The organism is Alkalicoccus urumqiensis (assembly GCF_002993335.1).
Lineage (GTDB): Bacteria > Bacillota > Bacilli > Bacillales > Salisediminibacteriaceae > Alkalicoccus > Alkalicoccus urumqiensis.
Window position 1 is genome coordinate 35,764 of sequence record NZ_PVNS01000007.1, and the last position, 14,149, is coordinate 49,912.

The window sequence follows — 14,149 nt, forward strand, 5'->3', positions numbered from 1 at the left end:
ATAAAATTAACGTTTATCTAAACGGCTGGTAAGCTGATCGCCGATAAACTGTAGTATAAAGACGATAATTAAAATGACGACTGTTGCTGTAAGTGTAATATCCGGGTTATTCCGCTGAAAACCGTCGCGGAAAGCGAGATCCCCGAGTCCACCGGCTCCGATAACACCTGCCATCGCCGTATAGCTGACGAGCGCGATAGCGGTAACTGTAATACCGGATACGAGCGCCGGCATCGACTCCGGAAGCAGCACCTTCCAGATAATCTGGCCGTTCGATGCTCCCATTGCTTTCGATGCTTCGATGACACCCCGGTCGATTTCCCGGAGTGCAATCTCCACCATGCGGGCATAAAACGGCGCTGCTCCGATGACAAGCGCAGGCACAGCAGCACCTGGCCCCAGGAATGTACCGAGCAGAGCCAGTGTAAATGGAATCAGCAGCACAATTAGAATAATAAACGGAATGGACCGGAAAATATTCACGTACGCCCCGATAATAAAGTGAGCGGTTTTGTTCTCCCAGAGCTGTCCTCTTGCTGTCAGAAACAGAAGCAGTCCGAGAATAATGCCGAACAGAAACGTCAACACGAGGGAAAACACCGTCATATAGATGGTTTCCAGCGTAGCATCCCACATGTTTTCCCAGTTCACTTCCGAGAAGAAAACGGAAGCTGTCATGAGTTTATCCACCGTGGATCACCTCCACTTCCACCTGCTGCTCCCGCATAAAGGCGATTGCCTCTTCCGCCTGGGGGCCGGTGACACTGATAAACAGCGAACCGTAGGAACCGTGCTGCGTCTGAGAAATTTTACCCTGCAGAATGCTGACATCGACCTCGAATTTCCGGACGATATTTGTAATCAGCGGCCGCTGGGCATCGCCTCCGACAAATGTCAGCTGAAGCACCGATCCGGTCCGCTCATCGTCAAATAAGTGACGGAGTGCTTCTTCCGTCTCTTCCGGCTCCGTTACCTGCTTGACGAACTCTTTCGTCATCGCCTGCTGCGGACGGCGGAAGATATCCAGGACATCCCCCTGTTCGACGACACGTCCTCCTTCCATCACAGCGACACGGTGGCAGATTTTCCGGATTACGTGCATTTCATGTGTGATGAGAACAATCGTCAGACCGAGTTTCTGGTTGATGTCCACCAGAAGATCCAGAATGGAGTCTGTCGTCTTCGGATCGAGCGCTGATGTCGCTTCATCGCAGAGAAGCACCTTTGGATTGTTGGCAAGCGCCCGGGCGATGCCGACACGCTGCTTCTGTCCGCCGCTCAGCTGCGAAGGATAGGAGCCGCCGCGTCCGGAGAGTCCGACAAGTTCAATCAGCTCATCCACGCGCTCTTTCTGCTCTGCTTTGGATACTCCTTTAATTTCAAGCGGAAATGCGATGTTTTCAGCCACGGTCCGGGACCATAAGAGGTTAAAATGCTGAAAAATCATGCCGATTTCCTGACGTGCTTCGCGGAGTTTTCTGCCGGACAGTGAGTTCATGTTCCTGCCGGCAACTTCCACGGCGCCTGACGTAGGCGCTTCGAGCATGTTCAGCATGCGGATTAATGTACTTTTTCCGGCTCCGCTGTAACCGATAACGCCAAATATCTCTCCCTGATCGATGGTAAGATCGATATGATCGACCGCCGTGACATCTCCATCTTTCGTGGGGAAAATTTTAGCGAGCTGAGATAAGGAAATCACCACAGCTCCCCCTTTCCTATTATTTATCTAATTAAACCAACCAATTTAGTCAGTTTAAACCAGACACATATTCTGCCCTCCCTCTGTTCAGGCAGGAAGTTTTCCGAAGATGTGAAAAAACCTCCCTGCGCAGAAAAGGCAGAAAGGCTTAAGTAACGTTCCTTTCTCCTCATCTGCCGAAGCCATGCTCCGCAGGAATTGGCACCTTCCAGGAATATCCTGATGGTTGCCGGGTTTCATCGGGCCAGTCCCTCCACCTCTCTTGATAAGAAGATACAGCAATATGTAAGTCTGTTATGGATATTATCACCCGCCGAATCGGTTGTCAACAAAAAGCGACATACACACTTTTTGTAACCGCATACAATAAGAAAACCTGGAACAACGGCTTCCGTTCGGCAAAACAAAAACGCTCCGGCTGCTGTATCCGGAACGTTCTTTGACTCGTCCTATTCCTGGTCCGTCATCTGCTTGTAGGCATCTGCGTCCATGAGGCTGTCCATATCGCTTTTGTCTTTCGGCTCTACAATGATCATCCATGCTTTTTCAAACGGAGATTCATTCACAAGCTCAGGCGCATCCTCCAGCTCTTCGTTAATTTCCACGACTTTTCCGCTGAGTGGTGCATACAGCTCGGATACCGTTTTTACCGATTCCACACTTCCGAATGGTTCATCCGCAGTGATTTCATCTCCGACTTCCGGCAGTTCCACAAAAACGATATCTCCGAGTTCCGACTGGGCAAACTCTGTAATACCGATGCGTACGTTACCGCCTTCATCTTTGACCCATTCGTGCTCTTTGGAATACTTGTAATCTGCTGGCAGGCTCATCGCATGGACCCCTCCAATTCAAGAATGTAGGACTGCCGTTATGTAGCATTGGCAGCGACTTTCGTCTCTTCCACTATAATACAACACGCCGTACCCCCGCAAGCTGTGGCGGCACAGAAACCGTACTATTTACTCTCGTTTTTCCAGACGGATTCGTATTCTGCTTCTCTGAAACCAGCTGTGACGTCCTTTTCACCTACGGCAAGCGGCCGTTTCATAAGCATTCCATTGGTTGAGAGAAGCTCGTATGCCTCTTCCGGATCCATCGTGTCTACTTTATCTTTCAGGCCCTGCTCCCGGTATGCTTTCCCGCTAGTGTTAAACAGCTTTTTCAGCGGCAGTCCGCTTTTTTCATGGATGCGCCGAATTTCAGCTGCATCGGGTGTCTCTTCTACGATATGGCGCTTTTCATAGGAAACGTCGTTTTCGTCGAGCCATTGGAGCGCTTTACGGCAAGTGCTGCATTTCGGGTATTCGTATACAATCATGATTTATTCACCTCCTCCTTAATTATACAGGATTTTCTGCCAGATGGAATTGACAGAAGAAGTAGATTGCCTTAGGATTAATCGTAATTATTACGATTTAAAAAGGATGAGTGACATGACCCACTGCATTATTATCGGCGGCGGCATTCAAGGAATGACAGCGGCGGTACATTTACGGGAGGCCGGGCTGCCTGCGGAAGATCTGACGATTATCGATCCGCATGAGGCGCCGCTTGCTGTCTGGAAAAACCGTACGGAAAAAATCGGCATGCCGTACCTGCGCTCCGCTTTTGTACACCATTTATCCTCGGATCCATTTTCGCTGGAGCGTGAAGGGTGTGATTTTTACGGCAGGTACAAGCGGCCTTCAACGATGTCTTTCCGGGAGCACGCAGAAAAACTCGTCGAGCGCTGGCAGCTTGATGAGTGCTGGTATCAGGATGCCGTGACCGGAATCCATCGTGCAGCAGACGGCTGGCAGGTGTGTGTGAAAAATGGATCTCCGCTTGCAGCGCCGCACGTTATTCTTGCTGTCGGCGGACAGCATACGCCCTTCGTGCCGGAGAAATGGGAGGATGCGGTTCATATTTATGATTCGTCTCTTTCACTCACTGCGGAGGAATCCCCTTACATCGTCATCGGCGGTGGCATTTCTGCAGCACATACGGCTGTTTTTCTTTCGACGCGCCATCCGGGCGGCGTAACACTGATCAAACGTCATGCCTTCCGCGTCCACGATTTCGACAGCAGTCCCGGCTGGCTCGGTCCGAAAAACATGCGCTCGTTTTCACGGATCGATCCCGAAGAGGACCGCCGTAAGAAAATCCGGGAAGCCCGGATGCCCGGTTCGATTCCACGGGAACTGTTTTTCCGCCTCCGCAGGCTGGAGCAGCAGGGGGCCCTCCGGATCGTCACGGGAAACATTGATGCACAGGAAAACAGCGCTGTTCATCTGGAGGATGGCAGCACGTACTCTAGAAAATCGATCATTGCCTGCACCGGATTCACTTCTGCACTTCCGGAAAAAGAGTGGCTGGAACCGCTGATTTCGTCCCAGTCTCTTCCCTGTGCCTCCTGCGGCTATCCGGTTTTATCCGGTAATTTAACATGGAAGGAAGGCCTCTACTGCACGGGGGCACTCGCGGAGCTGGAGATCGGTCCGGTGGCAAGAAACATTGCCGGAGCTCAGCGTGCAGCGCGGAAGATTGCGGCATCTGTCCTGGCATAATCAACGAAACCGCCCCGGCTTTGCGTGGGGAGACGCAGAGCCGGGGCGGTTCGAAGAGAGAGTGACTTGTTTCTGCTGCCAGAAAGAAGTCTATATTATTTTTTAGAGCAGCTGCTCTAAAGTGGATAACAATTACACAACGTAGCGTTCTTCCTTGATAATTCCTGCTGCAAGCTCGCGCTTTTTCGCAACGAGGTTGATCGGCGTATGGCGCGTCAGCTTTTTCAGAATGGACAGCATCGTACGGAGGCTGTCGCCTTCTTCCATCGCCACAAGCGATTCTCTTGCGAGCGAATCGATCCGCTGGAAGGCCTCCTGCGTATAAATCTCGGTCATCAGCACTTTCCAGGCTGCTTTTTCGGCACCGTCTTTCGCCATCGCTTTTTCGGTACGGAGAATCATGGATTCGATGTTGAAAATTTCGTTGACCAGATCCGCTGTGTTTGCAAGAAGCTCCTGCTCCTGCTGCAGTTTTTCACCGTATTTCTGGGCGGCGCTTCCTGCAGACATGAGGAAGATTTTCTTGGCATTTGCGAGAAGGTACTTCTCCTGATCCAGCGGCTCATCGCCCGGCTCCTCCGGCATCATCATCATCAACTCTTCCTGCAGCCCCTGGGCCTGCTCCAGAAGCGGCAGTTCACCTTTCATTGCCTTACGGAGAAGCGTGCCCGGAACGAGCATCCGGTTGATTTCGTTTGTGCCTTCAAAAATCCGGTTGATTCTGGAGTTACGGTACATCGTTTCTACTTCGTACTCTGCCATAAAGCCGTATCCGCCGTGGATCTGCACCGCTTCATCGACGACGAAATCGAGCACTTCCGAGCCGAAAAATTTATTCAGCGAGCATTCGATCGCATATTCTGCAATCGCTCTGCCGACAGCTGCGCCGTCCTTCTGCTCTTCCTCCGACAAGTTCTGGAAAGCATCATCAATCAGTCCGCCGGTGCGGTAGATCGAGCTTTCCATCGCGTACGTTTTCGCGGCCATTTCCGCCAGCTTCTTTTGAATCAGCGGGAACGAGGAGATCGGTGTCTTAAACTGCTTCCGCTCATTCGCGTATTTGGCCGACAGTTCAATCGCACGCTTGGCACCGCCGATACAGCCCACGCCGAGCTTATAGCGGCCGACGTTTAAAATGTTAAACGCGATTACATGGCCTTTGCCGGCTTCACCGAGCAGGTTCTCTTTCGGCACCTTCGCTTCATCGAGGATGAGCGTCCGTGTCGATGATCCTTTAATTCCCATTTTCTTTTCTTCTGGTCCGACGGAGACGCCGTCGTACTCCCGCTCGACGATAAATGCGGAGAACTGCTCGCCGTCAATCTTCGCGTAAACCACAAACACATCGGCGAAACCCGCGTTCGTGATCCACTGCTTTTCTCCCGTCAGAAGATAGTGGGATCCGTCTTCACTCAGCTTTGCTGTCGTTTTGGCACCGAGCGCGTCGGAACCTGATGTCGGTTCTGTCAGCGCATAGGCAGCAATTTTTTCGCCGGTCGCAAGCGCCGGAAGGTATTTTTCCTTCTGCTCATGCGTTCCGAAAAAGACGATCGGCAGCGAGCCGATCCCGACATGCGCGCCCTGCGTCAGAGAAAACGAGCCGGCGAGTGCAAACTTTTCTGTAATCAGCGAAGAGCTGATTTTATCCAGGCCGATCCCGCCGTACTCTTCCGGTACATCTGCACCGAGAAGGCCGAGTTCGCCTGCTTCTTTCATGAGCCGCACAGAGCGGTCGAATTCATGATTTTCAATATAATCGATTTCCGGAACAACTTTGTTTTTCACAAAATCTTCTGTCGTTTTCGCGATCATTTTATGCTCTTCAGTCAGATCCTCCGGTGTGAAAATATCCTCCGGACGCTGGGATCCGAGCAGAAATCCGCCGCCTTTTACTTTATCCTCTGTCATTGCCATGATAAGTCCCCCTCTGGACGTAATTAATGACTTGTTTCGTTCTACAGCAGTTCAAATACGCCTGCGGCACCCATACCGCCGCCGATACACATCGTCACTACGCCGAACTGTTCGCCGCGGCGCTTCATTTCATGAATCAGGCTGAGCGTCAGTTTCGTCCCCGTACAGCCGAGTGGATGACCGAGTGCGATCGCGCCGCCGTTGACGTTTACTTTATCGTGGTCCAGGTTCAGCTGACGGATCACCTGAATTGCCTGGGAGGCAAACGCTTCGTTTAATTCAAACAGTCCGATATCCTCCATCTGCAGACCTGCCTGGGCGACCGCTTTCGGGATCGCTTCCACGGGACCCACACCCATAATTTCCGGAGCTACTCCTGCGACGGCAAACGAACGGAAAGCGGCGAGCGGTTCGAGACCGTCCCGGAGCGCTGCTTCTTTTTCCATTACAAGAACAGAGGCAGCTCCGTCACTCATCTGGGAGGCGTTTCCGGCTGTGACCGTTCCGCCGAACTGATTGAAGGCCGGACGGAGCTTAGCGAGAGTCTCCATCGACGTTCCTGCGCGGATCCCCTCATCTCGTGCTACCATTACTTCTTTTTCCTCCAGCTGATTGGAGGCATTGACACTCCGGAGCGTCACCGGCACCGGGACAATTTCGTCGTCAAAGCGGCCTTCTTCCACAGCACGTGCTGCCCGCTTATGGCTTTCCACGGCAAACGCGTCCTGATCCTCACGGGTGATGCCGAACCTTGAAGCTACTTCTTCAGCAGTATAACCCATGCCCATGTAGTATTCCGGTGCGTGTTCGACGAGATACGGATTCGGGGCGATGACGTGTCCGCCCATTGGAATCAGACTCATCGATTCCGCTCCGCCGGCAATGACTGCTTCCGCCCGGCCGAGCATGATCCGCTCGGCGCCGTAGGCGATGCTCTGCAGGCCGGAAGAACAGTACCGGTTAATCGTGATTGCCGGTACCTGGTCCGGCAGTCCGGCAAGCGCTGAAATGTTTCTTGCCATGTTCATGCCCTGCTCCGCTTCCGGCATCGCACAGCCGATAATGACATCTTCAATGCGCGCTGGGTCAAAGCCGCCTGCCCGCTGCAGCGTTTCTTTAATCGTGATGGCTGCCATATCATCCGGACGGACGTTGGCCATCGTGCCTTTCTTTGCTTTTCCGACAGGTGTTCTCGCACCTGCTGCGATAACTGCTTCTTTCAACACAATCCCTCCTTGTCCGATTAGTTACGAAGCGGCTTTCCTTTTGAAAGCATATGCTGCATCCGCTGCTGTGTTTTTGGTTCGCCGATCAGGCTGAGAAATGCTTCCCGCTCCAGGTCGAGAAGGTACTGTTCGTCGACTTCCGTCTTGTACGGGACGCGTCCTCCTGCCAGAACAAATGCCAGCTTTTCCGCAATTTTTAAATCGTGGTCACTGACCATTCCTCCGAATTTCATCGTTTTTGCTCCGAGAAGCATCGCGGCATAGCCGCGCTCACCGACGACCGGAATACGGGACCGTTTCGGTGCCCGGTAGCCCTGGGCATCCAGGTGAAGCACCTGCTGCTTGGCATCATGAAGCAGGTGGTCGTCGTTGATGCTGATGTGATCCTGTGGACGGATAAATCCGAGTTTCTGTGCCTCGTGTGCACTCGTGCTCACCTGTGCCATCGCAATCGTTTCAAACGTCAGGTTGGCTGCTTTCATCAGGTCGACGTCCATTCCTTCCGGGATCCGCTCCACGTGGCGGAGGTACAGCTCTTTGTTTCCGCCGCCTCCGGGAATCAGTCCGACACCTGTCTCCACGAGGCCCATGTACGTTTCCATGGAAGCCTGAAGCCCCGCGGAAGGAAGAGATACTTCCGTCCCGCCTCCGAGCGTCATCTGGAACGGTGCCGTGACGACTGGTTTCTCTGAATAGCGGATCGCTGCCATCGACTGCTGGAACTGGCGGACGACAAGGTCAATTTCCGGGAAGTTCATATCCTGTGCTTCCATAAGGAGCATCATCAGATTGGCTCCGACACAGAAATTTTTCCCCTGGTTGTTGATCACGAGTCCGCGGTAGTTCGTTTCTACCTCCGTAATGGACTTGTTGATCATCTGCATGACGTCCAGACCGATCGAGTTGTTCGGAGAGGTAAACTCCAGAACAGCCACATCATCGCCGATATCGATCAGCGAGGCACCGGCATTTTTCATAATGACGCCTTCCGACTTTTTCACACTTTTCAAGTTGATGACTTTCTCATTAACCGGCGCTTTAACGTAGGCGCCGTCATGATAGTATTCGCCGAAGCCCTGATAGAAGTGGGTGAAGCCTTTTTCAAGCATCGTTTCCACCCAGTCCGGAAGGATGTCTCCTTCTTTCTTCATGCGTGCTGCTGCTTTTTCCACGCCGAGGGCATCCCACGTTTCAAACGGGCCCATTTCCCAGCCGAATCCCCATTTCATGGCCAGGTCGACATCCCGGATGGACTCTGCTGTTTCGTACGTTTTTTCTGCGCTGTAGAGAAGTGTCTTTTTCAATACATTCCAGACGAGCGTGCCGGCCCGGTCGTCGGCATACGCCAGAATCTGCAGCGCTTCTTTCTTGCTTTTTGCCTGTTTGCTCTGCTGCACCGATGCCGCTTTGAGCTTTGTCTTCGGTTCATATTCAAACGTTTCGTAATTCAGCTGGTAGATCTCGCTTCCTTTTTCGCCTCTGCGCTTTTCGTAGAATCCGCGGCCGCTTTTGCTGCCGAGCCGGTTTTCCTCCACCATTTTTTTCATGAAAGACGGCGGATCAAATACCTGCTGTTCGGCGCCGTCCACCTGATCGTAGACGTTTTTGGCCACATGCATGAACGTATCCAGCCCGACGACATCGAGCGTGCGGAATGTAGCGCTTTTCGGACGCCCCAGTGCAGGGCCGGTGACCGAATCCACTTCACCGACGCTGTAGCCGCCTTTGAGCATCTCCTGAACGGTGACGAGAAGGCCGAATGTGCCGATACGGTTGGCAATGAAGTTTGGTGTATCCTTCGCGAGAACGACGCCTTTACCGAGAACATCCTCCCCGAACCGCTTCATAAACTGGACCACGTCCGCATCGGTATGTTTCGTTGGAATCACTTCAAGCAGCTTCAAATAGCGCGGCGGATTGAAGAAGTGCGTGCCGAGAAAATGACGCTGGAAATCTTCGCTCCGTCCTTCTGCCATTGCTTCGATGGAGATGCCGGACGTATTGGACGTGACGAGCGAGCCGGGCTTCCGGTACTCCTCCACCTGGGCAAATACTTTCTTTTTCACTTCCAGGTTTTCCACAACGACTTCGATAATCCAGTCTGCCTCTTCCAGGCGGTGCAGGTCATCTTCCAGGTTGCCGGGCTCGATGAGATCCGCGTTCTCTTTTCTCGCAAGCGGCGCCGGCTTCTGTTTATGAAGCTGCTTTACGGCGCCTTCTGCGAGCGCATTGCGTGCCTTTTTCCGCTCCAGTACTGCGGTGGTGCCGGAAACTGCTTCATCCTGTGCGTCTTTCGGGACGATGTCGAGCAGAAGTACCGGAATGCCGATGTTTGCCAGGTGTGCGGCGATACCGGATCCCATAATACCGGAACCGATAACTGCTGCTTTTTTTATGTGTCGTGCCATGAGTTACCTCCTTCAGATCCTATCCGCTTTTTTGAATGAATACTCATTCATTTTTAAGCGAAAAAAATAGTTGGTATGTATATCTTAACCAACTCGGTATCATTCTGCAAGCTTTTTTTGAAATCGCTTTCTTCTTTTGTCTGCCTTTACCGCTCTGCCTGCGCGCGGTAAAGTGAATGAAGCAGGAAATTGACGCAGAGAAGGAGATGACAACATGTTTCTTATTATCGATGCCGGCACGACCGCCGTGAAAGGGGTACTGCTGTCCACGGACGGAAAACGTACAGCCTCTGCATCCGCATCCGTATCCACGTTCATGGAAGAGGGATTCGTGGAACAGAGGCCTGAGGACTGGGAGACAGCCTGCGAGGCCGTTCTTGCGGAGCTCCACCAACAGAAGCCCGGACATCTCGCTTCGATCCATGCAGTGACGTTTACCGGCCAGATGGAAGACGTCATTTTCCCGGCGGAAGGCCGTCCGGCTGTGTTGTATTCCGACCAGCGGGCAGAAAACGAAGCTGCCTTTCTTCGGGAGAAAGTTCCGGAAATCGAGCGGCAGGCAGGCAATCCTTTTTCGCCTTCAACGCCGGCGGCCAAACTGCTCTGGCTTCAGCTGAACGAGCCGGATCTTTCCGGAACCGTCGTCTTCAGTTCCAAAGATCACCTTCTGTACCGCTGGACCGGACGCTTCGTGACGGATACGGTTACTGCCGCAACAACCGGGATGATGAACCTGGACAAACGGGAATGGACCGCCGATGTTCTCGCGTCTATAGGGGTATCCCATTTTCACCTGCCGGAACTGCTGGAGCCGGATGAGAGGTGCGGGTACACGCAGCAAATTCCGTGGCTTCCAGACGGTGTGCCCGTCTACTGCGGCACAGGTGACGGAGGTAGTACAGCAGCAGGGGCCGGCGTCGTCTTTCCGGGGGATGCCTATATGTACATCGGTACGACCGGCTGGACAGCGGCAGTCGTAGATAAAAGCGGGGCCAGCCAGGATCACTTTCTGCTGCCGTCTCCACTTCACCGCGGCCAGCTCCTGGCGGTAGTCCCCCTGTTTAACGGCGGTGCCGTATTCGACTGGCTTACGGAAACCTTCGCCCGCGGGGAGCGGGATAGAGCCGAAGCGTGGCTGGAACAGCTGCCGGCAGAGGAAGATGCGCTTTTTCACCCGGCGCTGTTTGGCGAACGCTATCCCGAACCGCTGCCCAGAGGATCGGGACGCTTTCATGGAATCGGTCCGGAAAGCACCCCGGAAACGCTGTTCCGATCCGGCGTGGAGGGCCTCTGCTTTTCATTGTGCACGATCCTTGAAGAAGCAGCCCTCCCTGAAGGACGGCCGCTTACGGTGATCGGTGGAGCTGGAAGCAGTTCCGGGTGGATGCAGTTTTTATCCACACTTTCCCGAAGAGAACTGTATATTCCGGAAGACAGCAGCTTTCTTCCCGCCCTTGGAGCAGCAGCCGCATCCGGACTCATTCCACCGCAGACTGCCGGCTCCTGCACGGTTTACACACCGGATCACGCTCACCTTTCCACACGGTACGAAGGATGGAAACGGGCGTTTCTGCCTTAAGCGTCGGGCAGATCCGCCTGCTTGAGCGCTTCCCGGCGCTCTTTTTTAATTTCCTGCTGCAGTGCTTTGCGTTCTTTTTTCGACAGCGGTGATTTTTTCCCCCTGCTCTTTAAAAACTGGTGAAGTTCATTCAAATCATTGATGACGCCGATTGAGCGCTGCCAGCGCTTATACTGTTTCCCCTGCTCTTTCCAGCTGCCACCGTAGACGTTCCCCATGAACTGATACATGTAGCGGAGTTTTTTGGACTGCTTCCGGACATCATGAAGGGCGTCCCAGTCACCATCTTTATCAAACTGCCGGACGTACTGATCCAGGACCGCTTCCTCCTCTTCCAGTTTTTCCTGCTCATCCACGCGGTGCCTTGCTTCCGGGAGTTCTTCCTCGATCCAGCGGGACAGCGCCTGATGGAACGTTTCATTGACCAGCTGAGATAACTCTTCCTGCATGCCCGGGATCCGGCTGTACAGCTGTTCGCGGGAAAACACGGCGGCTTTTTCCCACGCCTCTCCTTCCCGTTCCTCCAGAAGTGCCGTCCGCACATCCGCTTCTCTTACACGGCCGAGTTCAGTGTGGGCTTCCTTTAATGTTTTCAGAAGCGGGTGACTATTCTTCATGCCGAGAAATTTGAGCACTGCCCGGATCCGCCTTCCGGTCGTTCTTGCCTGATGTACTTCCTCCAGATCCTCTGCCTGAAGCGCTTTGTCCACGTGCCCTGCATACGCATCATACAGCCGGTGCAGCTCGTCTTTCCATGCTTCAGTCACCGACTGGTGCGCTCTCTTCTGACACGTCAGACAGAGCCACGTCTGCTCTACCGGAAACAAGCCATCCTTCCGGCCGCAGATAATACAGCTCTCATGGGCTTCCACAATGTAGAGCCGGTGCTCTCCCGGCACGATCATGAGCGGCGTTTCCCCAGTCCAGGACATCGCCTCCCGAACCGCCTTCGGAACGAGCATTCTGCCCTGTTCATCCAGAGAGAAGGCATTTTCCTCCTCTGTGGTCGTGATCACAATACTTCTCCGGAACGGGTCTTCCTCCATTTTCAGCCTTGCCGATAAAAACGGTACCTCCTCCCGGATCTCTTTCGGTATCAGCAGTCGTCCATTTTGATCAAGCGTTTTTTCCCCCACAGCAGTCCCTCCTTTTACTTTCCGTACTTCCCCCGGACTGCGAAAAGAAAACACTGGGGGGGCTGAGCTGGGTTCGAAGCGGATGGCTGTCGTTTCTGTGATCAGACCGTCTGCAGTACGTGCACCCTGCTGCCGGAGCGGGAGGATGATCTGAAGGAACTATTCGCATCCTGCGGCTATTTCAGCTACTGCAGAAAAAAGCCCTTTTCCCACCGGTACGTGCCGGTCTGGAAAAGGGCCTTATGAAAAAGGTAATTCTATTAATTAAGAGGAGCGCCGCATAAATCCGGAATAGCGGCGGTCAATCAGCTGACTTTCGATCCGCTTCATCGTATCCAGTGCGACACCGACGACGATGAGAAGACCCGTACCGCCGATCTGTACGCTCGGCGGAAGCCCCGCGAGTGTACCGAAGATGAGCGGCAGTATCGCTACAGTAGCGAGGAAAATCGAGCCGACGAACGTCAGACGGTATAAGAGGCGCGTCAGGTAATCCTGCGTCGCTTTCCCCGGACGTACGCCCGGTACGAATCCGTTCTGACGCTGCAGGTTCTGTGCCATCTGCTCCGGGTTCATCTGCACGAATGTGTAGAAGTAGGCAAAGGCAATGATCAGCCCTGCATACACGACCATACCGAGCGGGTTCGTGTAATCAAACGTCTGCACAACCCAGTTGGCAGCCGGACTGCCCTGACCGACGAAATTTGCCACCGTCGGCGGGAAAATAAAGAGCGACATGGCAAAGATAACCGGGATAACCCCTGCTGCGTTGACTTTGATCGGCAGGTGGGAAGACTGTCCGCCCGTGGCGCGTCCGCCTGCAGCAATCTGCTTCGCATACTGAACAGGAACTTTCCGCTCCGCCTGCTGCACGAAGATAACACCGACGACAACAGCCAGGATAGCAAGCAGAATCAACGCGACGATAACCAGGTTAATGAACAGCTGCTCTCCTGCATCTGCAATGTAAATCGAGTACAGCTGGACGACACCGTTTGGAATACCGGCGGCAATACCAGCAAAGATTAAGAGGGAAATACCATTTCCGACACCCTTGGCCGTAATCTGCTCACCGAGCCAGAGCAGAAATGCTGTACCGGCTGTCAGTGTGATGGCGATGATCAAATACGTACCGACAGATGGGTTTGGCACGAGCCCCGGCATCAGATTGTTAAATCCGATGGACATACCGAGCGCCTGGACAAATGCAATACCAACCGTTCCGTAACGCGTTACGTTCGCCAGTTTTTTCCGGCCGGCATCGCCTTCACGCGCCCACTCCGCAAACTTCGGCACAACGTCCATGCGAAGGAGCTGGACGATAATGGATGCGGTAATGTACGGCATAATGCCCGTCGCGAAGATGGAGAAGTTCTCCAGCGCCCCGCCTCCAAACGTATTCAAAAATCCAAGAGCGGCAAAATTGTCAAAATTGATGGCGTCTGCTTCGACACCCGGTGCGGGCAGGTGTGCCCCGATCCGGAAAACGAACAGTACCGCCAGCGTAAAAAATATCTTGTTCCGCAGATCCCCGGCACGGAACATACCACGCAGTGCATTAAACATACTACTCTCCACCTCTGTTCATCTAAAAAAATCACTTTATCTACTATATCAGCAGATACATCCCCTATC

General features: G+C 53.4%; 11 protein-coding genes and 1 riboswitch. Of the genes, 2 read left to right on the forward strand and 9 right to left on the reverse strand.

Annotation, left to right across the window (positions count from 1 at the left end; all coding sequences use genetic code 11):
* Positions 1 to 6 precede the first annotated feature (6 nt).
* The 4 genes from C6I21_RS08420 to C6I21_RS08435 all read right to left on the reverse strand — a co-directional run bounded on the left by C6I21_RS08420 (position 7) and on the right by C6I21_RS08435 (position 3,023).
* Complete coding sequence (locus tag C6I21_RS08420) at positions 7 to 678, reverse strand: methionine ABC transporter permease (RefSeq protein WP_105959162.1); 672 nt, start codon at positions 676 to 678, stop codon at positions 7 to 9.
* Positions 679 to 682: 4 nt separating this feature from the next.
* Positions 683 to 1,702: a methionine ABC transporter ATP-binding protein gene (locus tag C6I21_RS08425; RefSeq protein WP_105959018.1), complete on the reverse strand. Its 1,020-nt coding sequence runs from the start codon at positions 1,700 to 1,702 to the stop codon at positions 683 to 685.
* 166 nt (positions 1,703 to 1,868) lie between these two features.
* Positions 1,869 to 1,974: riboswitch (SAM riboswitch) on the reverse strand.
* Positions 1,975 to 2,151: 177 nt separating this feature from the next.
* Positions 2,152 to 2,535: a glycine cleavage system protein GcvH gene (gcvH, locus tag C6I21_RS08430; protein ID WP_105959019.1), complete on the reverse strand. Its 384-nt coding sequence runs from the start codon at positions 2,533 to 2,535 to the stop codon at positions 2,152 to 2,154.
* A gap of 125 nt (positions 2,536 to 2,660) precedes the next feature.
* Complete coding sequence (locus C6I21_RS08435; RefSeq protein ID WP_105959020.1) at positions 2,661 to 3,023, reverse strand: arsenate reductase family protein; 363 nt, start codon at positions 3,021 to 3,023, stop codon at positions 2,661 to 2,663.
* Positions 3,024 to 3,138: 115 nt separating this feature from the next.
* Between C6I21_RS08435 and C6I21_RS08440 the strand changes: the two genes are divergently transcribed.
* The gene (locus C6I21_RS08440; RefSeq protein ID WP_181186185.1) at positions 3,139 to 4,251 is read left to right on the forward strand and encodes an NAD(P)-binding domain-containing protein; all 1,113 of its coding nucleotides are present in this window, start codon (positions 3,139 to 3,141) and stop codon (positions 4,249 to 4,251) included.
* Positions 4,252 to 4,383: 132 nt separating this feature from the next.
* Here the strand turns inward: C6I21_RS08440 and C6I21_RS08445 are convergent, their stop codons facing one another.
* From C6I21_RS08445 to C6I21_RS08455, 3 genes are read right to left on the reverse strand one after another with little or no spacing between them, the layout of a single operon-like run.
* Positions 4,384 to 6,165 carry an acyl-CoA dehydrogenase family protein gene (locus tag C6I21_RS08445; RefSeq protein ID WP_105959022.1) on the reverse strand — a complete coding sequence of 594 codons (1,782 nt, stop codon included), beginning with the start codon at positions 6,163 to 6,165 and terminating at the stop codon, positions 4,384 to 4,386.
* Positions 6,166 to 6,206: 41 nt separating this feature from the next.
* Positions 6,207 to 7,388 (reverse strand): acetyl-CoA C-acetyltransferase, encoded by a 1,182-nt coding sequence (locus C6I21_RS08450; protein WP_105959023.1) that lies wholly within the window; start codon positions 7,386 to 7,388, stop codon positions 6,207 to 6,209.
* A gap of 20 nt (positions 7,389 to 7,408) precedes the next feature.
* Positions 7,409 to 9,799, reverse strand: coding sequence for a 3-hydroxyacyl-CoA dehydrogenase/enoyl-CoA hydratase family protein (locus C6I21_RS08455; RefSeq protein ID WP_105959024.1), 2,391 nt, complete (start codon positions 9,797 to 9,799; stop codon positions 7,409 to 7,411).
* Between the two features lie 214 nt (positions 9,800 to 10,013).
* Here C6I21_RS08455 and C6I21_RS08460 point away from each other — a divergent pair, with 214 nt between their 5' ends.
* Positions 10,014 to 11,378 (forward strand): xylulokinase, encoded by a 1,365-nt coding sequence (locus C6I21_RS08460; RefSeq protein ID WP_105959025.1) that lies wholly within the window; start codon positions 10,014 to 10,016, stop codon positions 11,376 to 11,378.
* Here C6I21_RS08460 and C6I21_RS08465 read toward each other — a convergent pair.
* Positions 11,375 to 12,514, reverse strand: a complete 1,140-nt coding sequence (locus C6I21_RS08465) for a CHAD domain-containing protein (RefSeq protein WP_105959026.1) — start codon at positions 12,512 to 12,514, stop codon at positions 11,375 to 11,377. The genes C6I21_RS08460 and C6I21_RS08465 overlap by 4 nt on opposite strands.
* A 264-nt stretch (positions 12,515 to 12,778) precedes the next feature.
* Positions 12,779 to 14,080 (reverse strand): preprotein translocase subunit SecY, encoded by a 1,302-nt coding sequence (gene secY / locus C6I21_RS08470; RefSeq protein ID WP_105959027.1) that lies wholly within the window; start codon positions 14,078 to 14,080, stop codon positions 12,779 to 12,781.
* Positions 14,081 to 14,149: the final 69 nt, after the last annotated feature.